27 protein-coding genes are annotated in these 26,733 nt (G+C 61.1%); 23 read left to right on the plus strand and 4 right to left on the minus strand.

Features of this window, described 5'->3' with window-relative positions:
- Positions 1-67 precede the first annotated feature (67 nt).
- From FW756_RS06745 to FW756_RS06755, 3 genes are all read left to right on the plus strand, one after another.
- Positions 68-1,369: a GmrSD restriction endonuclease domain-containing protein gene (locus FW756_RS06745; protein ID WP_446429391.1), complete on the plus strand. Its 1,302-nt coding sequence runs from the start codon at positions 68-70 to the stop codon at positions 1,367-1,369.
- A 149-nt stretch (positions 1,370-1,518) separates the two neighbouring features.
- Positions 1,519-2,259, plus strand: a complete 741-nt coding sequence (locus FW756_RS06750) for an SOS response-associated peptidase family protein (RefSeq protein ID WP_446429392.1) — start codon at positions 1,519-1,521, stop codon at positions 2,257-2,259.
- Between the two features lie 44 nt (positions 2,260-2,303).
- Complete coding sequence (locus FW756_RS06755; protein WP_446429393.1) at positions 2,304-3,500, plus strand: amidase; 1,197 nt, start codon at positions 2,304-2,306, stop codon at positions 3,498-3,500.
- A 14-nt stretch (positions 3,501-3,514) separates the two neighbouring features.
- Here the strand turns inward: FW756_RS06755 and FW756_RS06760 are convergent, their stop codons facing one another.
- Positions 3,515-4,426, minus strand: a complete 912-nt coding sequence (locus FW756_RS06760) for a LysR family transcriptional regulator (RefSeq protein ID WP_446429394.1) — start codon at positions 4,424-4,426, stop codon at positions 3,515-3,517.
- A 206-nt stretch (positions 4,427-4,632) separates the two neighbouring features.
- Here FW756_RS06760 and FW756_RS06765 point away from each other — a divergent pair, with 206 nt between their 5' ends.
- The 10 genes from FW756_RS06765 to FW756_RS06810 all read left to right on the plus strand — a co-directional run bounded on the left by FW756_RS06765 (position 4,633) and on the right by FW756_RS06810 (position 14,119).
- Positions 4,633-6,219: an amidohydrolase gene (locus FW756_RS06765; RefSeq protein WP_446429395.1), complete on the plus strand. Its 1,587-nt coding sequence runs from the start codon at positions 4,633-4,635 to the stop codon at positions 6,217-6,219.
- Between the two features lie 43 nt (positions 6,220-6,262).
- A complete protein-coding gene (locus tag FW756_RS06770) occupies positions 6,263-7,231 on the plus strand; it encodes an ABC transporter substrate-binding protein (protein WP_446429396.1) in 969 nt (322 codons plus the stop codon).
- 52 nt (positions 7,232-7,283) lie between these two features.
- Entirely contained in the window at positions 7,284-8,252 is a 969-nt protein-coding gene (locus FW756_RS06775; protein ID WP_446429397.1) for an amino acid ABC transporter permease, read from the plus strand.
- Between the two features lie 2 nt (positions 8,253-8,254).
- Positions 8,255-9,019 carry an amino acid ABC transporter ATP-binding protein gene (locus FW756_RS06780; protein WP_446429398.1) on the plus strand — a complete coding sequence of 255 codons (765 nt, stop codon included), beginning with the start codon at positions 8,255-8,257 and terminating at the stop codon, positions 9,017-9,019.
- Positions 9,016-9,786 (plus strand): aspartate/glutamate racemase family protein, encoded by a 771-nt coding sequence (locus tag FW756_RS06785; RefSeq protein ID WP_446429399.1) that lies wholly within the window; start codon positions 9,016-9,018, stop codon positions 9,784-9,786. Before FW756_RS06780 ends, FW756_RS06785 begins: the two co-directional genes overlap by 4 nt.
- Positions 9,774-10,832: a P1 family peptidase gene (locus FW756_RS06790; RefSeq protein ID WP_446429400.1), complete on the plus strand. Its 1,059-nt coding sequence runs from the start codon at positions 9,774-9,776 to the stop codon at positions 10,830-10,832. The genes FW756_RS06785 and FW756_RS06790 overlap by 13 nt, the downstream gene beginning before the upstream one ends.
- Positions 10,833-11,299: 467 nt before the next feature.
- Positions 11,300-11,797, plus strand: a complete 498-nt coding sequence (locus FW756_RS06795) for a Fur family transcriptional regulator (RefSeq protein ID WP_446429401.1) — start codon at positions 11,300-11,302, stop codon at positions 11,795-11,797.
- A gap of 83 nt (positions 11,798-11,880) precedes the next feature.
- Positions 11,881-13,338 (plus strand): catalase, encoded by a 1,458-nt coding sequence (locus FW756_RS06800; RefSeq protein ID WP_446429402.1) that lies wholly within the window; start codon positions 11,881-11,883, stop codon positions 13,336-13,338.
- A 176-nt stretch (positions 13,339-13,514) separates the two neighbouring features.
- Complete coding sequence (locus tag FW756_RS06805; protein ID WP_446429403.1) at positions 13,515-13,820, plus strand: glutaredoxin family protein; 306 nt, start codon at positions 13,515-13,517, stop codon at positions 13,818-13,820.
- A complete protein-coding gene (locus FW756_RS06810) occupies positions 13,817-14,119 on the plus strand; it encodes a Dabb family protein (RefSeq protein ID WP_446429404.1) in 303 nt (100 codons plus the stop codon). Before FW756_RS06805 ends, FW756_RS06810 begins: the two co-directional genes overlap by 4 nt.
- A gap of 128 nt (positions 14,120-14,247) precedes the next feature.
- On the opposite strand, the gene FW756_RS06815 is transcribed toward FW756_RS06810, so the two are convergent.
- Both FW756_RS06815 and FW756_RS06820 read right to left on the minus strand, forming a co-directional pair.
- Positions 14,248-15,543: a flavin-containing monooxygenase gene (locus tag FW756_RS06815; protein WP_446429405.1), complete on the minus strand. Its 1,296-nt coding sequence runs from the start codon at positions 15,541-15,543 to the stop codon at positions 14,248-14,250.
- A gap of 270 nt (positions 15,544-15,813) precedes the next feature.
- Complete coding sequence (locus FW756_RS06820; RefSeq protein ID WP_446429406.1) at positions 15,814-16,365, minus strand: hypothetical protein; 552 nt, start codon at positions 16,363-16,365, stop codon at positions 15,814-15,816.
- Positions 16,366-16,549: 184 nt separating this feature from the next.
- Between FW756_RS06820 and FW756_RS06825 the strand changes: the two genes are divergently transcribed.
- The gene (locus FW756_RS06825) at positions 16,550-16,837 is read left to right on the plus strand and encodes a hypothetical protein (RefSeq protein ID WP_446429407.1); all 288 of its coding nucleotides are present in this window, start codon (positions 16,550-16,552) and stop codon (positions 16,835-16,837) included.
- Between the two features lie 155 nt (positions 16,838-16,992).
- Positions 16,993-17,622: a trypsin-like serine peptidase gene (locus FW756_RS06830; protein WP_446429665.1), complete on the plus strand. Its 630-nt coding sequence runs from the start codon at positions 16,993-16,995 to the stop codon at positions 17,620-17,622.
- Between the two features lie 43 nt (positions 17,623-17,665).
- Here FW756_RS06830 and FW756_RS06835 read toward each other — a convergent pair whose 3' ends face one another.
- Entirely contained in the window at positions 17,666-18,607 is a 942-nt protein-coding gene (locus FW756_RS06835) for a LysR family transcriptional regulator (protein WP_446429408.1), read from the minus strand.
- Between the two features lie 168 nt (positions 18,608-18,775).
- Between FW756_RS06835 and FW756_RS06840 the strand changes: the two genes are divergently transcribed.
- From FW756_RS06840 to FW756_RS06875, 8 genes are all read left to right on the plus strand, one after another.
- Positions 18,776-19,201: a RidA family protein gene (locus FW756_RS06840; RefSeq protein ID WP_446429409.1), complete on the plus strand. Its 426-nt coding sequence runs from the start codon at positions 18,776-18,778 to the stop codon at positions 19,199-19,201.
- 2 nt (positions 19,202-19,203) lie between these two features.
- Positions 19,204-19,881 carry a DUF1028 domain-containing protein gene (locus FW756_RS06845; RefSeq protein ID WP_446429410.1) on the plus strand — a complete coding sequence of 226 codons (678 nt, stop codon included), beginning with the start codon at positions 19,204-19,206 and terminating at the stop codon, positions 19,879-19,881.
- Between the two features lie 19 nt (positions 19,882-19,900).
- Positions 19,901-21,085: a M20 family metallopeptidase gene (locus FW756_RS06850; protein WP_446429411.1), complete on the plus strand. Its 1,185-nt coding sequence runs from the start codon at positions 19,901-19,903 to the stop codon at positions 21,083-21,085.
- A 12-nt stretch (positions 21,086-21,097) separates the two neighbouring features.
- Positions 21,098-22,588: an aldehyde dehydrogenase family protein gene (locus FW756_RS06855; RefSeq protein WP_446429412.1), complete on the plus strand. Its 1,491-nt coding sequence runs from the start codon at positions 21,098-21,100 to the stop codon at positions 22,586-22,588.
- 56 nt (positions 22,589-22,644) lie between these two features.
- The gene (locus tag FW756_RS06860; RefSeq protein WP_446429413.1) at positions 22,645-24,066 is read left to right on the plus strand and encodes a purine-cytosine permease family protein; all 1,422 of its coding nucleotides are present in this window, start codon (positions 22,645-22,647) and stop codon (positions 24,064-24,066) included.
- Between the two features lie 53 nt (positions 24,067-24,119).
- Positions 24,120-24,893 (plus strand): SDR family NAD(P)-dependent oxidoreductase, encoded by a 774-nt coding sequence (locus FW756_RS06865; RefSeq protein ID WP_446429414.1) that lies wholly within the window; start codon positions 24,120-24,122, stop codon positions 24,891-24,893.
- 177 nt (positions 24,894-25,070) lie between these two features.
- A complete protein-coding gene (locus tag FW756_RS06870; RefSeq protein WP_446429415.1) occupies positions 25,071-25,958 on the plus strand; it encodes a homocysteine S-methyltransferase family protein in 888 nt (295 codons plus the stop codon).
- A gap of 23 nt (positions 25,959-25,981) precedes the next feature.
- Positions 25,982-26,704 (plus strand): class I SAM-dependent methyltransferase, encoded by a 723-nt coding sequence (locus FW756_RS06875; protein ID WP_446429416.1) that lies wholly within the window; start codon positions 25,982-25,984, stop codon positions 26,702-26,704.
- Positions 26,705-26,733: the final 29 nt, after the last annotated feature.

Consider the following 26,733-nt stretch of genomic DNA (forward strand, 5'->3'; position numbering starts at 1 on the left):
GACCAACACCACCAGCTTTAGGCGACAGCTGTGAAATAACTATCTCTAAATATGGGATCATGTCGGTATGAATGATGAGTTTTCTGGAGTGGGGCCAGAGGCAAAGCAATCGAACGCTGGGAAGCGCAAATTTACGCTCTCAACCGGAATCGTTGGGGCAGCGTGGCTGATCTTTGCCATCTCGGGGGCAGCAACCAATGGGTTTGCTGGGTTCCTGGTGATGACGAGCATCTTCGCGATTGCGACCGGCTTGTACACGCTGATTGGGAATCGGCCGTCATGGGCGAAGCTGTCGAGCCGCAAAGCGGGAGCAATTGTCGCGGGCGCTGGCGTCGTCGCGATGATCGCTGGTGGCGCGTTACTGCCACCCAGCGAAGACGCGAACCTTGCGACTGAAGACCCCGCTGCGAAGGTTGAGGCGGTAGACGACGTTGCCGACACGCCACCGCTCGATCCGGCAACGATCACCACGCTGGAGGCTGATCCGAGCGTCGCGATTCCAGATAGCGAAGCTATCGCGAAGCCTGCGCTGATGCTGCTTGAAGACCTGCAAGTCAAAGGCCGTTCGCCAAAGACCGGGTACGACCGCAAGGCAAAGTTTGGTTCACCGTGGACCGACGTGGATCGCAACGGCTGCGACACCCGAAATGACGTGCTGCAGCGGGATCTCACCGGGGTGACATTGCAGGGCAAATGCAAGGTCATGACTGGCCTGCTGGCGGATCAGTACACCGGCAAACAGATTGATTTTGTGCGCGGAAACAAGACCTCATCACTGGTGCAGATCGATCATGTTGTTGCGCTCTCAGACGCTTGGCAAAAGGGAGCGCAGCAGCTCACCCAAGAGCAGCGTGTGACGTTTGCAAACGATCCGCTGAATCTGCTTGCAGTCGATGGCGCAGCGAACTCTTCGAAGGGCGATGGCGACGCCGCGACGTGGTTGCCAGCAAACAAGGAGTTCCGTTGCGAGTACGTGGCCAGGCAGGTCTCAGTCAAGGCAACCTACGGTCTGTGGGTGACGCGGGCTGAGAAAGACGCGATGAAACAGGTGCTGAGCACCTGCCCGAACGAGCCCGCTCCGGTCTCGACGTTTGTTGCCGAGCCGAAACCAAAACCGGCCCCGGCGCCAGCTCCAGAACCGGTTCCTGAGCCAACACCTGAACCGGCGCATGAGCCCGCACCCGAGTACGTGCCAGAGCCTGAATACGTGCCAGAGCCAGCTCCGGCTCCGGCTCCTGAGCAGTCGTGGGACGTGTTCTACCAAAACTGCGATGCGGTTCGTGCGGCAGGCGCGGCTCCCATCTACGTGGGTGATCCGGGCTACAGCCGCAAGCTCGACCGCGACGGTGACGGGATCGGCTGCGAGTAAGCGGCTTGGGCCGGTGTCGGTATGTGCGGCGCCGGCCCAGCTCGATGAAACGGGGTGTTTCCGCCGAGACGGGGTGTTTCTGCCCGCTGAACGGGGCGGTTTCGGCGGAAAGGGTCGATCTCGAAGGAGAGGCGACGTACCCTAAGGGCATGTGCGCATCAACGGGGTTACGGCATGGCGGATCCGCGATCGGAATCGATGGCCAGCCATTCACGCCGCTTGATGGCAGGGAAGAAACGCTTGAGCTTGCCGGTTGGTGGGATTCGCAGCACGGCAACGCGAAGATCACCGGGAAGAATGCGCGCAACCTCAACCCGATTATTCGCGCGGTGTTGAGCGCGGGCGGCGCAGGTGGCGCGAGCGTGGGCGCAGAGGGCGCGGGCGCGGAGGGCCCAGGCGCAGACCTTGCACCGACGCCGCTGGCCCGCGAACTGCAGTTCGCCTGGTGGTGGATCTGGAAGAACAGCAGCGGCCCAGCGAAATTCTCCGCGTTCAACTCGCGCAGCGACAGGCTGCTGCAGTCGTGGTCGAGCGAGTTTCAGCAGCGAGCGCTCATTCCAGCAAGTTGGTACGTCGAAAAGGGTGTGCGGTTTGAGCATCCAACGGGCGGCACATTCGGTATCGCGGCGATCACCTCGACGGTGCAAGACGCTGACGGTGCAGACCTCGTCACCTACTCGCTCGTGACGCGCAATGCCGTAGGTGAAGCTGCGGGTGTGCACGACAGGATGCCGCTCGTGATTCCGCCAGAAATGCACGACGATTGGCTTGATCCTGCGCGCCCAGGTGACCGTGACTTAGTACTCGCGGCCACGACCTGGTCTGAAGATCTCTCGCACATGATGACCGCGGCCAAGCCCGCCGACCCCGTGCCGCCGACCCCGTTCTGATTCAGGGCTATGGCAGAACCGCCGAAACAGATAACGTATTCCGCATGACTGCTCAGAATGCCAATGGCGGCATCGTAATCACAGCACTCGACGTCATCGCAGATGGCATCGAATGCCCCGAAAACAGCACGCCCCTCGCAGGCCTCACGCTCGCGGTGAAGGACAACATCGATGTTGCTGGCGTCCCAACGACCGCAGGCTCACAACTGCTCGGCCACGAGGACGCCCTGCGCACGGCACCTGTCGTCAGCTCGCTTGAGGCGGCCGGTGCACGGGTGAACGCGAAGGTGAACATGCACGAGTTTGCGTACGGCGTGAGCAGCGACAACCCCTGGTTTGGCAGAACCCCGAACCCGCGCTTCCCTGAGCACGTTCCAGGCGGCTCGTCTGGCGGCAGCGCGGCGGCGATTGCCGGTGGTGTCAGTGACGTGGCGCTTGGCACGGATACGGCTGGGTCGATCCGCATCCCCGCGGCGTGCACGGCGACGGTTGGGCTGCGCCCGCGCAATGGCGTGCTCGATCTCAGCGGAGTCTTCCCGCTGTGCCCGTCCTTCGACACGGTCGGACCGATGGCCGCAACCGTGCAGTTGGTCGATGTGGCGTGGCAGGCGATGCGGGCTGGCGGATCGGGGGCAAACGGCAGATCCGCGGCCCGGCACGGAGCTGACGCCGCAACGGGAAGCGCAGAGCGGAGCTTGCCGGAGCGTGTGGGCTATTACGGCGAACCAGATGCGCGTGCGCTCGAGCTGCTCACCGAGCTTGGCGTTGAGCTGGTGCAACTGGAGCTCCCACTCGAAGAGATCGAGGACGAGTTCTGGCCGCCGTTCCGCGCTGAGATTGCGCGGACGCACGCAGCCACCTATCCGCGGCTGGCAGACGCGTATGATCCGAATGTCGCAGCCAAGATGCAGAACACCCAGGGTGTCTCGACTGCTGAGTACGAGCGGAGTATGACTGCGCTCAGTGCGATCCGCGAGCGTGTACTCGTTGCGTGCAAGATGCATGGCGTCACCTCGGTGGTCAGCCCGGTCTTGGGGCTGCCGGTGCCGCGGGTGACCGATGACGAGGTCGAATATCGCAATCTGCTTGGGCTATACACGATCCCCGCCTCTGCGCTGAACTTGGCCTCGCTTGCGATTGGCAACCTGCTCATCACCGGACTCACTGAGGGCGACGTGCTTGCCCTCGGATTGGCGCTTGAGGAGGCTGGGCTCGCTCCGGTGCTGCCTGAGCTGGCATAGCGCTACCCGGGCGCTTACCCGAGCGTGGTCGCGGCGAGCGTCTCGCGCAGGCGCTGGAGGAGTCGCTGCGCAGGCTGCTGCATGCCGCGCTGCGTGCAGAGCGCCCAGACGTGACGCACGAGCATGAGCTCAGGAACTTGCAGCACGCTGACGTTGTCGGGGAGGTTACGCAGTGCGGCTTCGGGGATGAACGCGGCGGCGTATCCGCTCGCGACGAGCTTCGCAGAAACCGCGAAGTCGTCGCAGCGCGCCACCACACGAGGCCGAAGCGACTGCGCGGCGAAGAGTGTCTCGATCTCGTCGCTGTCGCTGTTGCCGCTGTGGTGCATGATCCACGGACGTCCGACGAGCTGCTCAAGGGTGACGATGTCGTATTCGTGGAGCTTCCAACTGGTGGGAGCAAGCACGCGGTACCGATCTTCGCCGAGGTACACCGCGCTCACGGAGTCTGGCCACGACAAACCGCTCTCACCGACGCGGTAGACGAGCGAAACGTCGATGTCTTCGCCATTGCGCAGCGCCTGTACCGCGGGTGAGGGGTCGCGCACGGTGAGGCGGATCGCGAGTGATGGCTCGTCGGCAAGCTGCTCGGCGAGAAGCGTTGGGAAGATTTGGTGCGCAAGGCTTGCATAGGTGCTCATCCGCAGCTCGCCGCTCGTCTCGCGATCCACGCCCGCCGCAGCTTCGATGAGCGCGTCGAGCTCGCCAAGTACCGCGACAGCGTGCTCAGCCATCACCTCGGCCGCGCGGGTAGGGTGCGCGCTGCGGGCGCCGCGATCAAACAGCTGAATGCCAGAGTCGCTTTCGAGCGCGGTCATCTGCTGCGAGACGGCGGATGGGGTGTAACCGAGCCGGTTCGCGGCTGCGGCAAATGAACCGAGCCTGACGACCTCGAGCAGGGTGCGCAGGTGTACCGGGTTGAGCACGGTGGGCCTCCGATCTTCAGTGAACGAATGAGCGAACGAGAGCGATTGCGGGCGTGAATGTCCCGCAACTCAAGATAAGCATAAGCAGAACTGATGCTCAGCGCGGAAAATTCTCTGAGTCCTCAGCTGGCATTCGCCCTGATTATTGCCTTACGCTGAGGCAAACAACGAACTCACCGGTGACTTCGAAAGGGTAAGTGATACTTATGGTGTCGACGCTTTTCTTGCATCCTGCGATCCACGCCCTTGACGTCGACACGAGCACGTTCAGTGCGATGCTCGTCACCGATGGGCGGATCGTTGCCCTCGGCGCCGAAGCAGACCTGCGCGAGCAGTGCCCCGAAGGCACCGAGACCGTTGAGCTTGACGGCGGTGTCGTGCTCCCTGGATTCCACGACGCGCACTTCCACATCGGAAACCTCGCGCGTGAACTTGAAGCGCCAGACCTGCGCGAGGCAAACTCGCTGACCGAGACGCTGGATCTGCTCCGCAGCTGGAAGGTCGCTCACCCCGGTGACACCTGGGTGCTCGGCGGCCGCTGGAACCAGAACCAGTGGACCGACGGCGAGACCCCGCACCGCAGCCACCTCGACCGCGTGTTTGGCGAGCGCCCCGTCGCGCTGCCGAGCGTCGATGGTCATTCCGTGTGGGCGAACTCAGCTGGCCTGCGGGCGGTCGGGATTGACCGCAACACCCCAGATCCCGTCGGCGGTCGCATCGACCGTGACGAAGCGGGAGAACCAACGGGCTGGCTCTTCGAGTCAGCGATGGATGAGATCCGCGACCTGTCAGAGGCCGCACTCATCAGCACGCTGCATGAGAGTCTCGACCTCGCCCAGCGCGAACTGCTCGCCGTCGGTATCACCCACATCACGAACTTCGACGGCGATGACGTGCGCCAAGGAATGCTGCGGCTGCAGGCCGAAGGCCGCTTGCGGATCCGCGCCCACCTCGGCAGCGCGGCAGCCGATCTTGAGCAGACAATCGCAGCTGGCCGCCGCACCGGTGACGGTGACGAGTGGATCACCGAGGGGCCCGTGAAGCTCTACTCTGACGGGGCGCTCGGCTCACACACTGCGTACATGCACGAAGACTTCGTCGGCGAACCAGGCAACCACGGCATCGCGATCGTGCCCTTCGAAGAACTCTGTGCACAGGTCGAACTCGCTGTGAGCAACGGTATTGCCGTCGCGACCCACGCCATCGGTGACCTCGCGAACACAAACGTGCTCGACGCATACGAACGAGTCGCAGCGCTCGCCGCAGAGCACGGGCTGCGCAACCGCGTCGAGCACTCACAGCATCTGCAGTGGGCAGACATCGACCGCTTCGCGGCGCTCAACGTCGTTGCTTCGCTGCAGCCGATTCACTGCACGACTGACTACCCGCTGAGCCATGAGCTCATCGGTGATCGCGATATCGCGCACTACCCCTGGCGCTCGCTCATTGACGCAGATGCGCTCGTCGCGTTCGGCTCAGATGCACCCGTTGAGCCAGCCAACCCACTGTTCGGCGTGCACGCCGCAGTCACCCGCGAAAACCGCGCGGGTGAACCGGCAGGCGGGCGCGAACCAGAACAGCGAGTCAGTCTGCTCGAAGCGCTGCAGCGGTTCACCGCAGCAGGCGCAGAGGCAGCTCAGCTCGATCACCAGGTCGGCCGCTTGGCGCCAGGTCAGCTCGCTGACTTCATCGTCTTGGATCGCGACATCTTCGCCGTAGAACCGAGCGAAATCCCTCACTTGCAGGTGCGCACCGTCGTTGTTGACGGTCGTATCGTCCACGAGTCCCGCTAACTGCTGGCTCGCCAACACACCCAGTGTTCAAAGGAGAAACACCATGAAGAAAAGCACCCGATTTCTGCAGGCAGCAGGAGTGCTGACCGCAAGCCTCGCAATGCTGAGCCTCACAGCGTGCGGTGGCCAGTCGCTGGCAGACGCCGATAAGGGCGCAGGCTCTGACGGCGCAGCTGCCGAGTTTATGGCGGTTCACGACGAAGAAAAGGCGAAGGACATCATCGAGGGCATCGAGCCGTCGGCTGAGGCTGCTGCACTGCTTCCCGATGAGTTCAAGCAGAAGGGCCTGACCTGGGTCACCTCGGTCGGCTACCCGCCCATGGAGGAGTGGGCAAGCGACAACGTCGGCATCATCGGTGTTGACCCCGCGATCGCACACGCAGTGTCACGCACGCTCGGCGTCTCGATGAAGATGGAAGATCAGGAATTCAACTCGATGATTCCTGGCCTCATCTCGAAGCGCTACGACGTGCTCGTCAGCTCGATGACTGATAACGAGGAGCGCCGCGAGACGACCACCTTCGTTGACTATGTGAGCGCTGGCAACGCGTTCCTCGTCGCAACCGGCAACCCAGAGAAGATCGCGAAGCCCGAAGATCTCTGCGGCAAGATCGTTGCAGTTGTTGACTCGGGTTCGTCTGCGGTCCTCGCCGGTGAGTTCTCAACCGCGTGTGAGAGCGCGGGCAAGGCACCCTACGAGATCCTCGCCTTCGACGGCGACTCGGCAGCAAACCTCGCAGTGCAGAGCGGCCGCGCAGTAGCGACGATCACTGACTACCCGGTAGCTGCGGCGCGTGCGGCTGATCCCGAGAACAAGATGGATGCCGTCGCAATTGAAGGCGGCGAGAGCCTCTGGGGCCTCGGCATCGATAACGGCAACCCGGAACTCGCGAAGGCTGTCCAGGCGGCGCTCCAGGAGCTCATCGATAACGGCACCTACGTCGAAATCCTCAAGGCGTGGAACGTTGAAGGCATGGCAGTCGACGAAGCGCTGATCAACGGCGGCGCGTAAGCGCCCCGCATCACACCGAGCACGACACCCAACAATCAGAGAGGACCCAACCATGAGTGGGACTCGTACAGCGCCCTTCCCAGGGCCAAACGGCGCGCAGATCCAGATCGCGCCACGACTCCATGTGAGTCGGTGGATCGTCGGTCTCATCGCCGTTGCAGCGGTGCTGTGGGCCGTGTCGATCGTGGTGTTCAACGAAAACATTCGTTGGAACCGCGTGTGGGAATACCTCTTCTCGAAGACGATCCTCGATGGCGTGCTCGTCACCATTTGGGTGAGTATCGCCGCCACCATTGTTGGCCTCGTGCTCGGTGTGATCTTGGCAGTGATGAAGCTGTCGAAGAATCCAGTGCTGCGCTGGATTGCGGAGGGCTACATCTGGTTCTTCCGCGGCACTCCGGTGCTGGTGCAGCTCATCTTCTGGTTTAATCTCGCCTTCCTGCTGCCCTACATCACGCTGCAGATCCCGTTCACTCAGATCGGTATGCGCTGGGACACGAATCAGCTCATCAGTGGATCGGTTGCCGCGCTGCTCGGCCTCGGCCTGAACCTCGCGGCATACTTCGCCGAGACTGTGCGTGCAGGTATTCAGGCTGTCGATCGCGGCCAGCGCGAAGCTGCGCTCGCCGGTGGCATGACGCATCGCCAGACCATGCGGCTCATCGTGCTGCCGCAGGCGCTGCGCATCATCATCCCGCCGACGGGCAACGAGTTCATCTCGATGCTGAAGACCACCTCACTCATCGTGGTCGTCGCAGGCAACGACCTCATGACGAATGCAAGCCGTATCTACAAGCAGAACAACCTCATCATTGAGCTGCTCATCGTTGCGAGCCTCTGGTACATGCTCATGACCGCGGTCGCCACATACCTGCAGTCGCGACTTGAGAAGCGCTTCGGTGAAGAACGTGTGCACCTTGTGCGCGGTCCTGGCTTCAGCCAGCGACTCCTCAAGGTCGCGACCGGCGCGATTATGCTCCCGCGCAACGGCAAGAAGAACAAAGAACTGACGGAGGTCTGACCATGAATGACATCCTCGTAGAAGCAACTGGCGTACGTAAGTCGTACGGCCAGCACGAAGTACTTCGTGGCGTAGATTTCACCGTTCGCCGTGGTGAGGTGAGCTGCATCATCGGCCCGTCTGGGTCTGGCAAGTCCACCTTCTTGCGCACCATTAACGCACTCGAAACCATTGATGGTGGCAGCTTGCTCGTGCGCGGCGACCAGGTCGGCTACGAGCTGCGCGACGGCAAGTACCACGAGTGGTCCGACAAGGAACTCGCGAACTTCCGCTCGCACATCGGCATGGTGTTCCAGCGCTTCAACCTCTACAACCACTACGACGCGGTTGAGAACGTTGCGGCAAGCCTGATCCACGTGAAGCGGATGCCCAAAGCCGCAGCGAACGCGCGAGCAGAGCGTGAGCTTGCGCGCGTTGGGCTGGCAGAGCACATGCACAAGCGCCCACACCAGCTCTCGGGCGGTCAGCAGCAGCGCGTGGCGATCGCACGTGCCCTCGCGATGGACCCAGAGCTCATTCTCTTTGATGAGCCCACCTCGGCGCTCGACCCCGAGCTCGTCGACGAGGTGCTTGAGATCATGAAGCAGCTCGCGCGTGAGGGCATGACGATGATTGTCGTCACGCACGAGATTGGCTTCGCCCGCGAAGTTGGCGACACCCTGAGCTTCTTCGACGAGGGGCGCGTGCTGGAAAGCGGCACCCCTGAGAGTGTGCTCACCTCGACTGATTCGCATCGCATTCGTGGATTCTTGGAGCGCGTGCGATGACACCCGCATTCGATCCAGAGGGCGGGCGCCGCGTGGTCGGCGTGCTCGGTGGCATGGGGCCAGCGGCGACCGCTGACTTCTACGGCAAGATCGTGCAGATCACCCCGGCTGAGCGTGACCAAGATCACCTCCGCACCCTCATCTGGTCCGATCCCACCATCCCCGATCGCACTGGCGCACTCGTTGACCGCGGGCCGCACCCGGGTCGACAGCTCGCTGACGGGGCGCGGATCCTCGCAGACTCCGGAGCTCACGTCATCGCCGTGCCGTGCAACACCGCACACGCGTTCCTCCCCGAGATCCGCGCTGCCGTGGATGTGCCAGTGCTCGACATGATCCTCGCGACGCGTGACCGGGCACTTGGCATGGTGCAGCCAGGCATGCACGTTGGCCTGTTAGCAACGCACGGCACGATCCGCGCCCGCCTGTACGAGCAGGCGTTCGCTGAACGCGGCGTGACGGTGATGACCCCCGATGCGCGGCTGCAGGAAGACGTCATGGACGCGATCCGCCTCGTGAAAAAGCAGCCGCAAGACCCCGAAGCCACCCGCCTGCTTGAAGCCGCGGTCGCCGAGCTTTCGGCGGAGGGTGCTGGCGTCGTCATCGCCGGCTGCACCGAGATTCCCGTCGCGCTAGCGACAAGTGAGCACCTTGCGGTGCCCATCATTGATTCAACGGACGTGCTCGCGCACGCCGTCGTGGACTGGGCCTTCAGCGGAGGCCCGACTCCCGAACTTACGAAGGAGCAGCGCGCATGGAGCCTGTAGAGAACTCGCGTCCTCGCCTGGAAGAGCTTGGCATCGGGGCTGGCAAGTATGCTCGCGGACCGCTCAACGCGATCACCGATGTGCCCGGCGTGCGCATCGGTCAGTCGACGCTCATCAGCGAGAAGTACAACACCGGAGTGACGGCAATCGTCCCGGATCAGCTCACCGCCGAGCGGCGGCATCTGCCCGCAGCCCTCGCTGTGGGCAACGGTTACGGCAAGCTCGTCGGAGCGACACAGCTGCAGGAACTCGGCGCGATCGAGACGCCGATTCTGCTGACGAGCACGCTGTCTGCGTTCCGCGTCGCTGACGCGCTCGTCGCAGAGTTGCTCACAACTCCCGCGCACGAGAAGACGACCACGTTGAACCCGGTCGTTGGCGAGACGAACGATGGTGCGCTTTCGGCGATCCGCGATCGTCCTGTCGGCCCAGAACACGTCGCCGAAGCGCTTGCGGGCGCGGTCACTGGGCCGGTTGCCGAGGGCTGCGTCGGTGCAGGAACCGGTACGACCGCGCTTGGATTCAAAGGCGGCATCGGCACCTCATCGCGCCGTGTGACTGTGGGCAACGCTGAATCTGGCCAGGAATACACCGTTGGCGCGATCGTGCAGAGCAACTTCACCGGCATACTGCGTATCGCTGGCGTTCCGATGCCTGCCGCCGAAATGCTCGAGGGGACGACCGCCGACACGATCGGTAACTCGTGCATGATCGTTGTCGCGACCGATGCGCCCCTCGAATCTCGCCAGCTCGAGCGGCTTGCGCGCCGTGCTGCGTATGCGATGCGCGGAGTTGGTGCCGACTATGACCAGGGCAGCGGTGACTATGCGATTGCTTTCTCGGTGGCGGATCCGGCGATCGCGCCGAACGACTCCGAGCTCTCGCCGATGTTCCACGCGACCATGCTTGCCGTCGAGGAAGCGCTCATCAACTCGATCTTGCGTGCGACGACCGCGTTTGGACCGACTGGGCGGGCAGGCTATGAGATTCCCATCGATGAGGTGCGTCGCCGCCTCGCCGCAGCTGGGGCGACCGAGCTGAACTAGGGGTTGGTGGTGCGGTGGTGTGCTGCGGTGGTGCGGTGGTGCCAACCTGCGGCGACCCCACCCTGCGGTGACCGTACCTCGCTGAAAAGGGGACGTTCTCTCCAAAACAGGTGTTTCATGCGCATGAAAGGGCCTCTTTCGAGAGAACGGCCCCTTTTCGGCGCAGTGGCTTCTGGTCCACCACGCTGACTGGTCTGCCCGGCCCGTCGACTCACCACACTGATCTGGATGCCCGGCTTGCCCGTCGTCGCGCGACCTCGCGACCTTGCGCCGGAGCCCTCCAACCCCACACCTCGAAATCGGCCGTAGACCAGACGATTCTGGGGAGTTTCGTCTGGTCTACGGCTGTTTTCAAGATGTGGGGTTGCTGCCGAGCGGGCAACCACCCCAAGCGGCCCGAGCACGGTAACCGCCGCGCCACAAACTGTTCTCTTTTGAATAATTCAAAACTGAGGTAGAATAGAAGCGTGAACCACGCAGCCATCATCCTCAGCGACACCGAGCTCGGTGCGCGCCTGAAAGATGCCGGTTTGCGTTCGACCGGCCCCCGCAGGGCCGTGCTCGCTGTGCTCGCCCGCGGCGACCACTGGAATGCCAGTGACGTGTTTGATGCGGTGAGTAAAGACCTCGAGGGAACTTCGTTGCAGGCCGTGTACGGCGTGCTTTCAGCGCTCGAAGAGGTTGGTCTCGCCCGCAAGATCGAGCTTCCTGGCCACCCGGCACACTACGAGTATTCACATCACGACAACCATCATCACCTGGTGTGCACAGAGTGCGGCGCGATTCGTGACGTGCCCTGTGTCGTGGGTGCGGCGCCATGCCTCAGTGCTGAGGACGACTTTGGTTTCGCGATCCGCACCGCCGAGGTGACTTACCGCGGTATCTGCGGCGAGTGCCAAGCGAACCAAGCGCATGAGGCACTTCAAGCAGGCCAGGCGCATGAGGCGCGTCAGACCGCAGCATGACCGGGTCTCGGCGCACGCGCCGCGCCGCGCCACGACCACACACAATCTTCACGAACCATTTAATCCACCGCGAATTGAAAGGTGTGACCTTGCAGAAGATCACGACTACCCAGACCGGTACCCCCATTGCTAGCGATGAGCACTCGCTCACCGTTGGTGCTGACGGCCCCACCGTTCTTCATGACCGCTACCTCGTAGAGAAGCTCGCTGCGTTCAACCGCGAGCGTGTCCCCGAGCGTAACCCGCACGCAAAGGGCGGCGGCGCTTTCGGTGAATTCGAAGTCACCGAGGACGTTTCGAAGTACACCCGCGCGGCCGTATTCCAGAAGGGTGCGAAGAGCGAGACGCTCCTTCGTTTCTCGTCGGTTGCAGGCGAGCAGGGTTCGCCCGATACTTGGCGTGACGTGCGCGGCTTCTCGCTGCGTTTCTACACGACCGAGGGCAACCTCGACATCGTGGGTAACAACACCCCGACCTTCTTCCTGCGTGATGGCATCAAGTTCCCTGACTTCATCCACTCGCAGAAGCGCCTCGCTGACTCAGGTCTGCGCGACGCTGACATGCAGTGGGACTTCTGGACCCTCTCGCCCGAGTCGGCACACCAGGTCACCTACCTCATGGGCCCCCGTGGTCTCTCGAAGTCGTGGCGTCACCTGAACGGCTACGGATCGCACACCTACCAGTGGATCAACGCTGAGGGTGAGCGCTTCTGGGTGCAGTACCACTTCCTCTCGCAGCAGGGCGTCGAGCACATGAGCCCCGAAGAGGCAGATCGCATCGCGGGCACCGACGCTGATTACTACCGTCGCGACCTCTTCAACGCCATCGCTGAGGGTGACTTCCCGAAGTGGGACGTCTACGTTCAGGTCATGCCGTACGAAGATGCGAAGACCTACCGCATCAACCCGTTCGACCTCACCAAGACCTGGCCGAAGGCTGACTACCCGCGTATCAAGGTGGGTACCTTCACCCTGAACCGTAACCCGCAGAACTTCTTCGCGGAGATCGAGCAGGCAGCGTTCTCGCCCGGCAACCAGGTTCCTGGCACCGGCATCTCGCCCGACAAGATGCTCATGGCTCGCGTATTCTCGTACCCCGATGCACAGCGTTACCGCGTCGGCACGAACTACAACCAGCTTCCGGTGAACCAGCCCCGCGCAACCGAGGCGAACAACTACATGCACCAGGGCAACATGCAGTACCACTTCCCGCCCGCATCGCAGCGCGTCTACCACCCGAACTCGTTCGGCGCAGCAGGCGGTCCCGCAGTTGATGCAGCTGCAGGCGTTGAGGGCAGCTGGGAGTCGGACGGCGAGCTCGTTCGCGCAGCAGCAACCCTGCGCGCTGACGACAGCGATTTCGGCCAGGCAACGATCCTGTACCGTGACGTGTTCTCGGACGAGGATCGCGCAAGCATCCAGGCAACCCTGAAGGGCCAGGCTCAGGCCATCACGATTGATGACATTCGTGAGCGGTTCTTCCAGTACTGGACCAACGTGGACGCGGGCCTCGGCCAGCTCCTCCGCGACTCGTACAAGTAAGCACGAGTACCGCAGTACCGCTCGGGGCGGCGCAGGACTTCGGTCCGCGCCGCCCTTGGCGTTTCTGGGCTGCAGGCCGCGGGTCGCGGCTGGCGGGGGCGGCTTGGAACGATCCGCGCCCACCTGACCGGGCGCAGTCGGGCCGCGGATCACCCGGCCCCGCATAGAATTACTGTGTGTCTGTTTCGATCACTCTGATCGGTAAGCCCGGTTGCCACCTCTGCGACGATGCTCGCGAGGTGATTGCCGGTGTGCGTGCCGACTTCGCCGAGAACGGCCTTGATACGTCGTTTGAAGAACTCAACATTCTCGATGACGCTGCGCTTGCGAGGAAGCACTCGGAGAACATTCCTGTCGTGCTCATCAACGGTAAGCGTCACGCGATCTGGCGTGTGGATCCTGCGCGGTTCACGGCCGGCATCGAAAAGGCGGCAAAATCCTGGTGGCCGGTCGGCCGCCGCTCACCCAAGGAGAACTCATGACCCTCAAGCACATCGTGAACTGGAAGCTCGGCGGCGATACCCTCGAAGAGCGCAATGCGCAGGCAGCAGAGATCATTGCTGCGCTCGAGCCGCTCATTGATCTGGTGCCTTCGCTGCGCAAGATCAACGTGTATCGCAACGAGCTGTTCGACGGTGACAACTTTGATATCACCCTCATCGCTGATTTTGACGACGCTGAGGGTCTTGCGGCGTACGCGACGCACCCTGACCATGTTGCAGCCGGTGCAATCGTCAAGCGCTATGCGGTCGCACGCGTAGCAACCGACTTCACGGTCTAATCACCCTGGTGCCGTGCGCTGGCGGGTGCCAGGGCTTGGCACGGGGCGCGGATCGGCACGAAGCCTGCAGCGCGAAAGGGGGGGGGGTCCAGCCTGAACGGCTGGGCCCCCCCTTCGTTTGCGCGTGACTACGCTGAAGCGAGCTCCTCGTCGTAGACGGGTCGCGATGACCCCTCGTAGCGGAGGTAGCCGCGCTGCATATCGATCTGGTCGGCGATGTAGTTGGCATCGTGCCAGACGCCCCAGATGAAGGTCGATCCGCGGCGTGACTGCCAGGGAAGGCCGAGGAAGTAGACACCGGCCTCGGTCGAGACACCCTTCTTGTGGGCAGGGCGCCCCTGCTCGTCGAACGCGTCGACCTGGAGCCAGTCGTAGTTGGTGCGGAATCCGGTTGCCCAAACGATTGAGGTGATCCCGGCCTCGGCGAGGTCAAGCTCAAGGGTGGGGTTGGTCATGCATTCTGGATCCGCGCCAATGATGTGTGCCTCTGGCTCTTCTGGCAGATCGATCCCGGTGCGCTTCACATACTCGTCGGCCTGCTCGAGGAGGTCGAGGTAGTTTGCGTCTCCACGGCGGATGTTTGCCGCGAGGTCGGAGCCGAACTGCATCTTGCCGTCTGCGAAGGCGTTCGCGCGCCCAACGAGTCGGATGCCGTCGTGCGCGAGGTTGCGGAAGTCAATCGTGTACCCGCCGCGCGCGCCCGTCACAGCGATGGTGACGTGTTCTGCACCCTCGGCTGGGGTCGCAGCCTCCCAGAGGCCGAGTACACCGAGCCACCAGACGAAGTTGCGGCCGCGGTATCGCTGGGGCGGGCGGTCGTGCGGGCCAACCGCGAGCGTGACCTCCCGGCCTGCGCGGCGCAGCTCTTCTGCGATCTGTACGCCTGAAGAACCCGCGCCGACCACGAGCACCCCGCCCGCGGGCAGCTGCTCGGGGTTCTTGTACTGAGCCGAGTGGATCTGTGTGATGCCGCTATTCTCAGGCACGATCGGTGGGATTGCGGGGAGCTGGAACGCGCCGGTCGCGCTGACGACGTAGTTTGCTTGGATGGCGCCAGCAGAGGTCTCAACGTCGAAGCCGGGAGCGCCTTCGCGCCTGCGCACTGAGGTGACTTCGACACCGGTGCGGATCGGTGCGTTGAACTGAGCTGCATAGTCCTCGAAGTACTGAGCAACGCGATCCTTGCGCGCGAACTCGTCTTGGTCGACACCTTCGAATTCAAGGTTGGGGAACCGGTCGTGCCAGGCGGGACCGTTGGCGACGAGCGAATCCCAGCGCTCGGTGCGCCAGCGTTCTGCGATCCGGTCGCGTTCAAGGACCACGTGCGAGATTCCGCGCTTGGTGAGGTGTTCGCTTAGTGCGACTCCGGCTTGTCCGGCGCCGACGACGAGGACTTCGGTGGCCTCGACTTCTTGGCTCGACATACGTTGTTCTCCGCTCAGAAATTAGTCGTAGTGCCGTTGCGCAGTCGCGTGCGACGATGCCGATCGACTGCGTGCGGGTACAGGAATTGCGCTGTACCCCGGGCTGTTTCCAAGCAAACAACACCCAATATGGTGTTGGCCAATATACGTTTTCGGAGCACTGGATCACCTCAAGTGATTGCCAAGTTACGCTCCATCTGATTGCCTAATTCGGCGATTTGAGGGGATGTATATGGAGGGATCGCTCAGGCCTTGCAGGCTCAGAGTTCTCTAACAGTTACTCCGGACCCACACCCAGAAGGCGGCATGCCCACCGACGGTGACAATCCTGACCAACGGGTGCATGCCTATAACGCTTGCAAGGGCTCGCCAGGCTGCAGTATTGAGTGCGCCTGCGATTTTCGCTACTTGACTACACCACGGGTGGGCCTGCAAATAGGTAGTTTCTCGACTGGTTTTGGCCGGGGCATATGCGGAAAGTCCTTGGGCGTTCAAATAGCTCAGTCCTTCTGGACTGGCAAGATATTCATCAACCAATCCTGCGGCGAGTTGTTCGAGCTCGTCGAAGGTCACACTCGTTGCTGACCCTCCGGGGAGTTCGAGAGTGACAATTTCTGCCTGCAGGTCAAATGAATACTGGTGTGTGATGCCTTCACTGTGAACGGTTTCGACAATGACCGAATCTGACGCCCGGTTCGCTTCAGGAATTCTTGTGTTGGGGTTTCCCTGTATCTGTAGAAATGAAGTGGCGAAATACAGGGGGAGCATCGTCGTTGCAAGAGATTTGAAAGCTGTTTTCGAGCGCATAAATTGACCAATCATCGTGGAAAAGTTCACTTGCGGAGAAACTTATCCGGGACGGAGGGTCGCGTAAATATATGCTGAAATTATGAAGACAAAACGAGTCACCGTATCGATACTGGCGGTTTTGTGCTTTGTCGCTTTCGTCGGGTGCAGCGTCTATTTCGCTGTCCAAAAAAAGTGGCTACTGAGCATCGTCTGCGCTATGCCTGGCCTCGTCGTGGCATTCGGTGCTATTTGGGCACTTACTGCTCAAGCGTTGCCAAGCGATCGGCAGCGCGCGAACACTTCATTCACTTTATGGGAGGCCGTCGGTCACTCAGTAATGGCGGCAATGATTGTGGCCGCACTCGTAGGAAGCGTCATCACAGGCGAATGGGTCTGGGCATGCTTCGCGTTTGCTTCCTTGTTGACTTCGATTGGTTTCATATCAGCTCGGATTCGTCGTGGTGAAAAGCTTTCGCTCCGTGATGTGGTTGATGCACTCTTCTGATGTTCGTCCATCGTTTCGCTCGAACGCTTCTGGTGCTGGGGTCAGTAATTGTCCTTTGTGGTGGATGTCAGGCCTCGGGCGGGCAGGCTTTTCGCGACTCTGATCGTGAGTGCGACGAGCTTCTCAAGAAAATGCCGGTCAGTGAGGGGTACCTCATGCCGGAAGACGGAGATGACTCACGCATATCCGAGCTTTGGAGGTCTGGAGAACTTGTCCCATCAACTGGTCCGGGGACGCAAATCGGGAGTTTTGGGTTCGGTTGTGTTGGGACCTTTGTTGGGCCGTCGGTGGCGGTGACCGCCGCACACTGCGTTACCAACTCACGTGGTGGCCCTTCTGCGCAGAGTATGGCCTTCTATATCGACGATGACGTTCTCTGGCCTGAGGCAGTGCTAATCCCGAAGACCTGGCAGCTTGGACTCAGCGAAAGGGATTGGGCTTTGCTCCAATTTCCAGACTTTGCTTGCACAACCTGCGGGTGGAAGAAGATCGCAACTTCTACCGCAGACGTGGGCGACAAAGTCACCCTTTTCTCGCCTGACCCAAAGCGGACAAACATCTTGGCAATGGCGGGAGAGATAGTTGAGGCGCTTCCTGAGCACCTTGGAACATCGTTCGTGACGCTACCAGGCATGAGTGGGAGTCCACTAGTCGAGCGTGACAAGGAAGAAGAAATTATCGCGCTGCATGTACGGGTGGATCCTGAAACAGGCCTTGGCGAGAGTGTGAAGCTCGACTCGATCGTTGCTGCAGGCGCTCCAGAATGTTTAGCAGCATCAAAATAGGTTCGGCCGCCTCGTATGCATGGGGAAATCTGATTGGGTACGCCTACTCGCCCGGTTTCCCCACCGCACGTCCCGGCTGCTCTGCGACGATCTCGCGCACGATGTCTGTCACGGCTAGCGCTCGCGCCGACTTCGAGAGCTGCTCGAGTGATGACACGGTCAGCACCAGGCTGGGCACGTCGCCAAGGATCTCGACGGCGACGGCGCTGCGTCCGGTGTAGGTCTGGCTGATCCGCGGTCGCTGGTTGAGGATCGTGTATCCGAGGCCGGTGGCGACCATCGAGCGAACCGTCTCGTAGCTTGAGCTGCGGTGTGCCAGCTGCGGCGTGATACCCGCGCCACGCAAAATGTCGAGGAAGTAATCGCTGCTGTCAGGGAGGTCGAGGAGCACGAATGGGTCGTCTGCGAGCTCAGACAGTTCAACCATGGATTCGTTTGCGAGCGGATGATCGACGGGGAGCAGCACGTAGGGTCGCACGCTGCCGACCGATTCGCGTTCGATGCCCTCTGCCTCGGTGAGCGCGTAGCCTACTGAGATCTCGGCTCGTCCACCGCGTACCGCGGCAAGGTTGCTCTCGTAATCACCCTCGATGATTTCGAGTTCGAGCTGCGGGTGGCGTTTGTGCACGCGGTCGACGAGCTGGGGGATCATGAACGGCGCGATGGTGCTGAACACGGCGACCGTGATGGATCCGCGCACCTCGTTGCGTTCGGCATTGATGGAATCGATGGTGTCGGTGAGCATGCCGAACATTTGCTGGGTGTCGCGCAAGAGGTGCTCGCCTGAGGGTGTGAGGATGAGTCCCTTGGAATGTTGCCGAATGAACAGCGTGGTGTCGAGGGAACGCTCCAGGTGCGAAATCGCGGTCGAGACGGCTGACTGGGCGACGTGAAGTCGTTGGCTCGCGGCCGTCATGTTGAGCGTTTTTGCGCACTCGACGAAGTAACTCAGCTGCGTGAGGGTGATCGAAAAACGTTGGGTCATCGTTGAACCTCTGTGTGGTGATCTGGCACTTTACAACTGCATCTGTTTAACAGATGCTCTAGCTATATTTTGCCTATTTTACAGATATAGTGATGCTTCTGAGAATAGGGGGAAAGGCGAAATAGCGCCAGTGATGCCGAGCATCAGCAGACTCAATGAGGAGGAAACGTGTCCGAGACCACCCACGTTCGTATTCGTAAGTTCAACACGAAGGAAACGTACCCGGAGCAGAACCTCGATAACGACCTGTGCCAGGCAGTTGTGGCGAACGGCGTCGTGTACCTCCGCGGCCAGATCGGTCAGGATCTCGAAACTCGCGAGTCAGTCGGCATCGGTGATGTCACCGCCCAGACCGAGCAGGCAATGCAGAACATCAAGATGCTGCTCGACGAAGCCGGCTCGAAGCTCGAAGACATCGTCAAGGTCACGATCTACATCATCGATCCGCGATACCGCGAGGACGTCTACCGCACCGTCGGAAAGTGGCTCAAGGGCGTGTACCCCGTCTCGACCGGAATCGTGGTGCAGGCGCTCGCTCGTCCTGAGTGGCTTGTTGAGATCGACGCAACCGCGGTCATTCCTGAGGCGAACTAGCCATGACGTTCTCACTCATCCTTCGGGACCCGATCACGGGCGAGTTCGGCTCGGCGATCTCGTCGTCGTCGCCAGCTGTTGCGGCGCGTTGTGTGAACCTTGCAGACGGGGTCGGCGGCGCTCACTCGCAGAACGTCACCGATCCGCGCCTTGGACCAAAGCTGATTGCGGAGCTGCGAAGCGGACGTACCGCGCAGGCCGCCATTGATGTGGTTGTTGCGGGCGCGGATCCGGCAACCATCGACTACCGCCAATTGCTCGCGCTCGATAACGCGGGTCGTGCGGCGGTCTTCTCCGGGGGCAAGGCCCTCGGCAACTTCGGTGCTGCCGTGCGCGAAAACGCCGTTGCCGGTGGCAACATGCTCGCGAGCCTCGAGGTGCTCGACGCGCTTGTCGACACCGCACTGTCAGCGAGCGGGCGCATCGAGGAACGATTGATGGCCGCACTCGAGGCCGCAATCGCTGCCGGCGGAGAAGAAGGCCCCGTGCACTCGGCAGGTCTCGCTGTTGTGAGCAACGCTGGCTGGCGGGTGACCGACCTCCGTGTCGACTGGTCAGCAGACCCCATCGGAGACTTGCGCGGCGCGCTTACTGAGTGGCTTCCGCAGCGTGATGACTACGTCAGCCGCGGCCTGAATCCCGACGCCGCGCCCTCCTACGGCGTACCGGGCGACGAGTAAGTCAGAGCGGACGAGACCGATGACCACGACCCTGAAGCAGCGGATCGCGACCCGTGAGCAGCAGATTGATGCTGCTCTGATCCGCCTCTCCAATCAATTGCATGCCGATCCCGAATTGGGATGGGAAGAGCACCGCTCGTCGGCCGCAGTTGCCGCGGTGCTTGCAGCACACGGTTTTGAGATCGAGCAGCCATACCTCGGTCTGCCGACTGCGTTTCGCGCGGTCTTCAACCCTGGGGCAGCGTTCACCGTTGGATTCCTTGCGGAATACGACGCGCTTCCTGGGCTTGGCCACGCGTGCGGGCACAACCTTATTTCTGCGATGTCGGCCGGTGGGGCAATCTCGCTTGCAGAGGTCGCTGAGGAAGTCGGGCTGACGGTCGAGGTCATCGGTACTCCTGCAGAGGAAGGCTACGGCGGAAAGATCGAACTTCTCGAGCGCGGTGCGTTCACCGAACTCGACTTTGCACTGATGGCACACCCCGCACCCGTCGATGTCGCTGAGGCAGAACCGTTCGCGGTGACCCACTGGCACATTCAGTACGACGGGAAGTCAGCGCACGCCGCGGCCTACCCCGAACGCGGAACGAATGCGAACGACGCATTTGTGATTGCACAGACCGCGATTGCGTTCATGCGTCAGCAGCTGCCGTCATCGGTTCGCGTGCACGGTGTGCAGACTCGCGGAGGCGAGGCCCCGAACGCGATCCCAGAACGTACCGAGGGTCGCTGGTACGTGCGGGCTGAGACCACCGAACAGCTGCTCGAACTCGAACAGCGCGTACTGCACTGCTTTGAAGCCGGCGCGCTTGCGACAGGGGCGAAGCTCATCGTCACGCCAGAGGGTGGGCGTTACTCCGAGATGCGCACCGATGATTCGGCGCTCGACTTCTACCGCGCCAACGCCACAGCGCTTGGCAGGGACTTCAACGTTGACCCCGCCGCAGCGACCATGAACCGCGCATCGACCGATATGGGGAATGTCTCCCTCGTCGTCGACGCGATCCACCCCTATATCGGAGTCGGTGGCACAGCAAGCAACCACCAACCAGAATTTGCAGCCGCGTGCATTGGCCCGACCGCAGAGCAGACGCTTCGCGACGGTGCGACCGCACTCGCCTGGACAGCCCTCGACGTCGCACTTTCGCGGCTTACAAGCACGGAGGGTGTTGCGCGCAGCCGCACTCCCCATCCCAAGAAGTGAAAGAAGAGAGACATGTCTCGCACCTTTGAAGAGTGGAAGGCAGCTGCTGCTGCACTCACGTTTGATGGCCGCCCGTTTATCAACGGCGCTCGGGTTGCTGCCAGCTCGAACTCAACCATCGAGAAACGCAACCCTGCGACGGGTGAAGTCATCTCACAGATTCATGACTGCGGTGAGACAGAAGTTGACGCGGCAGTCGCCGCGGCCCGTGCAGCTTACGAATCAGGCGTATGGTCACGAGCCGGAGCGGGATATCGCCGTGAGCGCCTGCTTGAGTTCGCTCGCCTGATCGAAGCCCGTGCAGAAGAATTTGCTCTCTACGATTCGATCGACATGGGTAAGCCGGTACGCGAGGCGATGGCGATCGATGCGCCAGGATCCGCCGCGCTCTACCGCTTCTACGGCGAGGCGATTGAGAAGCAGGAAGACCTGATTCCGGTTACCCCTCCCGGTTCGACCGCGCTCGTCACCCGCGAGCCGTTGGGCGTCATCGCCGTCATCGTCGCGTGGAATTACCCGCTTGAGATCGCGACCTGGAAGCTTGCCCCCGCGCTCGCCGCAGGCAACACCGTGGTGGTGAAGCCCCCGGTGGAGGCGTCGCACTCGACGCTCTTGCTCGCGGAGATCGCAATTGAGGCCGGGATCCCGGCTGGCGTGCTGAACGTTGTGACTGGGCGCGGATCAAAGGTCGGCAAGGCCCTCGGCACTCACAACGATGTTGACATGCTTGCCTTCACTGGCTCGACTGAGGTGGCAAAACAGCTGCAGCAGTACGCTGGCCAGTCGAACATGAAGCGGTTGGCGCTTGAAGCTGGAGGCAAGAGCGCGAATCTTGTCTTCGCCGACTGCGATGACTTGCAGCTTGCCGCAGAGAAGGCCGCTTTCGGCAGCTTCTACAATCAGGGCGAGATCTGCTCGGCGAACTCCCGCGTCTTCGTGGAGCGTTCGGTCTACGAGGAGTTCCTCACACTGTTTGCAGCGGCTTCGCGTGCGTACTTCCCTGGCGATCCGCTCGACCCCGAAACCGGCTGTGGTTCGCTGGTCTCTGAAGCGCACGCTGACACCGTGTGGGCGACAATCGAGAATGCCCGACGCGACGGCACCATCGTCTCGGGTGGCAATCGTCCCGTCATCAACGGTTCGCAGGCATTCATTGAGCCGACGATCGTTACGGATGTTGCGGCGGATCATGAGGTACACACCCGTGAAATCTTTGGTCCGGTTGCAGTGGTGACGCCGTTCGACACCGAAGAAGAAGCAATCGCAAAGGCGAACGAGACACCCTACGGTCTGGCCGCGTCACTGTGGACGGGCAGCCTGCGCCGTGCGCACCGTGTCTCTGAACTCCTCGTCGCCGGAACCGTCTCGGTGAACACCGTTGATGCGCTCGGGTTCACCACCCCGTTCGGTGGCTTCAAGCAGTCTGGTTTTGGCCGTGATCTTTCGATCCACGCCCTGGAAAACTACACGGATTACAAGACAACCTGGATGCAGTGGGGCTGATCCGCTAGCCGACTTCCCACTAGCATCAGCCCAATAGAGAAAGTAGAAGTAGAGAAATGAGTGGAAAAACCCCAGAGCTGCGGTTTGTCGAATTCATTCCGCACAAGGAAAGACATGGTCACCCGGCCAGCCAGTTCCCACTGTGGTTCAGCGTCAACATGATGGTGCTGACCACGCTGACAGGTGGCATTGGCGTTCTTGCCGGTCTGAACATGTTCTGGAGCATTATTGCCATCATCGTGGGCAATCTGCTCGGTGCAGTGTTTGTTGCTGCCCACGCCGTACAAGGGCCACGACTCGGCATTCCCCAGATGATTCAGAGCCGAGCACAATTCGGGGTCTTCGGCGCAGTACTACCGCTCATCGCGGTACTTGTCATGTACGTGGGGTACTTCGCGAGTAATTCCGTTATTGCGGGCGACGCAATTCACGCTGGAACCCCAATTGATAAGACCTGGGGCATTATTATTTCCGGGCTCGTAATCCTAGTTATTACGTTCTACGGACATGACCTCATCCACAAGGTCGAGCGTTGGTTCGCTGTGCTTCTTGCAATTGGATTCATCGCTATCTCTGTTGCGGTGCTCCGTATTGGGCTCCCTGAAGGTGTATGGAACTTTGAAGATTTCAATGGCAATGCATTCTTGCTGTTGATTGGCGCCACAGCGACGTGGCAGCTCACGTTTGCTCCCTACGTTGCTGATTACTCGCGTTATCTCCCCGCGAACACCTCCGCAAAGCCCGTCTTCTTGTACACCTACGCGGGTCTCGCTGTCAGCACGATCTGGCTCATGTCGCTTGGTGCGGCATTGGTAACTATCTTCCCGGAATATGGGGATACACCCAGTGAAACGCTTGCGTCCCTCTTCCCGGAGGGAATAGCTCCAATTGTTTACATCTTCATTGTGCTCGGTGTGATCGCCACCAACGTGTTCAACCTGTATGGGGCGTTCATGTCTCTGACGACGATCATCGACACATTTAAGCGCGTGCAGTCCACGGTGGCGGTTCGTGCGATTTTCCTCTGCATCGTGTTTATCGCGGCGACAGTTGTAGCAGTCGCGGCGAGCGACGACTTTATGAACTTCTTCTCGAGTCTGCTTCTGCTGCTCGCGTACCTGCTCTTCCCTTGGACTTCGATCAACCTCGTCGACTTCTACTTCGTGCGCAAGGGGAGGTACGTCGTGAAGGACATCTTCGATCCGAATGGCCGCTATGGAAAGTTCAACCGCCCTGCACTCTTGGCGTATGTGCTCTCCATCATTGTGCAACTTCCATTTATGGCAGTGGGCTCGTACGTTGGGCCTATGTTTGACGCCCTTGGTGGAGTAGACATTGCATGGATCATTGCGCTTATCTTGCCTGGACTTCTCTTCTTCTTCATGATGAAGGAAACGAGAATGCACGCTGACGAGCTTGAAACAGACACGATCGATATTGAAGCCGCAATGGCGCTGCGTGAAGACCAGCAGCACTAGTGACGCGACTGGCAAATTTACACACAACTACAAAAGAAAGGACACGACATATCATGCGTGGACTTGAAGGAAATACTTACATCGTGACCGGTGGCGGCTCGGGCCTCGGCAAGGCTACCTGCTGGCGTCTTGCTGAAGAGGGAGCCAAGGTAGGCGTACTCGACCTCCGCAAGAGCGCGGCTGAGGAAATTGCGGCAGAAATCAACGCACAGTTCCCGGGCGCTGCAGTTGCGATCGAAGCAGACGTGACCAAATCGGAGGCAGTGAAGGCTGGTGTTGAGGTAGCAGTCTCAACATTTGGTGGGCTGCATGGCGTTGTGAACTGTGCGGGCATCGCCCTTGGAGAAGGTGGCGTCGTCGAATGCACAGAAAAGTCCTGGGACCTCATGATGGACGTCAACGTCAAGAGCATCTTCCTTACAGGAAAGTACGCAATTCCTGAGATCATCAAGGCAGGTGGTGGCTCAGTCGTCAACATCTCTTCGGTATTCGGGTTTGTGGTGAACCCTGATGAATGCGCTTACGCTGCATCAAAGGGTGCGGTGATCAACTTGACTCGTCAGATGGCATTGCAGCATGCAACTGATGGCGTCCGCGTGAACGCGATTTGTCCCGCTGATGCAGACACTCCGCTCATCAGCAACCTCCTCGGGAAGGAGGGTGAGGCACTGATCGAGGCAAAGGCAGAGCTCGCCGCTCCGATCCCTATGGGGCACCTGACGAAGCCAGAGGACGTCGCATCCGCAGTGGCATACCTCCTCTCGTCGGATTCGGCCTTTATCACTGGCGTCTCGCTCCCCGTTGATGGTGGATTCCTCGTCAAGTAGATAATTCGCAGAAGGGCGATACCTCGAAGGGTTGAGGTATCGCCCTTTTGTGCTCTCGGCAACAAGTGCGTGTGCGGCAGTCCAGACCTGACTGTCGCTATTCGCGAACACCTGAGCACGATGTCAGTGGCTGTTGGTAGCGTTGCCCCACGTCGATGTTCAGCGAAGGAGCGAAACATGCCAAACACAATTGCCGATGGTGGCATCGAAACCGCACTTGAAGAGCGCTTGGGCCAGAGCCTGCGTGAGTTTGCAGCATTTGAACTGCTTGAGACCGAAGCCGGCCGGGCTGCGTTGGCTGAGTATTACACGCCGTTTATTGAGCTTGCCATCGCCGCAGAGTTTCCCATTGCACTTGATACGCCCACCTGGCGCGCGAGCAGCGCATGGGGTGATGTGCTCGGCTACGATGCCGCTGCACTTGCACGCCTCAACCGCTCAGCCGTTGAGTTTGTCCGTGAGGTGGCAAGCAATGTCGATGGCAATGCGACGCTCACCGTTGGTGGCTGCATTGGTCCACGCGCTGACGAGCCGGTCGAGGGCGAGTTCATGACTGCCGAAGAAGCAGAGGAATATCATCTTCCGCAGGTGCGTGCGCTCGCCGCAGCTGGCGCAAATCGCATCGGCGCGGTCACGATGGGCTACGTCAACGAGGCTGTTGGTATCGTTCGCGCGGCAACCCGCATGGATGTCCCTGTTGTGGTGTCGTTCGGCGTCGGCGCAGACGGGTTGCTCGCAGACGGGACAACCGTAAGCGATGCGATCACAGAAGTTGATCGTGCGACCAACGAATATGCGAAGGGTTTCATGGTGAACTGTGCGCATCCGAGCGAAGCTGCGAAGGCAATCGGCAACTTGACGACGACTGACCGTCTCGCAGGTTTCCGCCTGAACGCGGCCCGTCACGACGATGACACCGCTGACAGCCCAGAGATTTTCGCAGCGCAGCTGCTTGAGCTGCGTGAGCTGGCGCCACGAGCACAGCTCTTCGGTGGCTGCTGCGGCACTGATGTGCCGCATATCGCGGCCGTAGCCGCTGGGCTTGCAGCCGACGGCGACGAATAACAGTAGGGACGACCGGAGGCCGAATGACTACGTCCAAAACACACGCCGACGAACAACACCACACGCACGTGGCGAGCGGTCAACACCCAGCAGAGTTCTGGGAGAACCGCTATGCCGACGCCGACCGAGTCTGGTCTGGCAAAGTCAACCGCACGCTGCAGACGGCAGTTGAGCAATTGTCGGTCGGGCGCTCTCTCGACCTCGGTTGTGGCGAAGGTGGCGACGTGCTCTGGCTTGCTGAGCACGGTTGGGATGCGCTCGGCATCGACCTCTCTACGACCGCGACAGCTCGCGGACGAGCCGAAGCAGCGGCGCGTGGTCTCGCAACGGCTCATTTCGTTGCAGCAGATCTGGGGGAGTGGGCCGAGCATCCCGAGGCGATCGATGGTGCATCCGACGGGTTCGACCTGGTGACAGCGAGTTTCTTCCAGTCACCAGTGGAGTTGCCGCGTGAGCGGATCATCCGTAAAGCGCTTGACCGACTCACCCTTGGCGGATCTCTCGTGCTGCTCTCACATGCTGCGGCACCAGGCTGGGCGAAGGGACATAGCGGGCCGAAAGACTTCTATCGTCCTGAGGATGAGCTCGCAACGCTAGAACTCTCTGAAGGTGAAACAACGGCGAGAGCAGACGGCACGGCATTCGAGGTCGTCGAAGCATCGATCGTGCTCCGAAACGCAGTGGGGCCTGACGGTCATGAGCATGAGCTTGAAGATTCGCTCGTCATCGTCCGCCGCGTAGCCTGAGCGGCACCCGGCCCGCGCACCCGGCTACC

Source organism: Leucobacter sp. 1207-22, assembly GCF_052850455.1.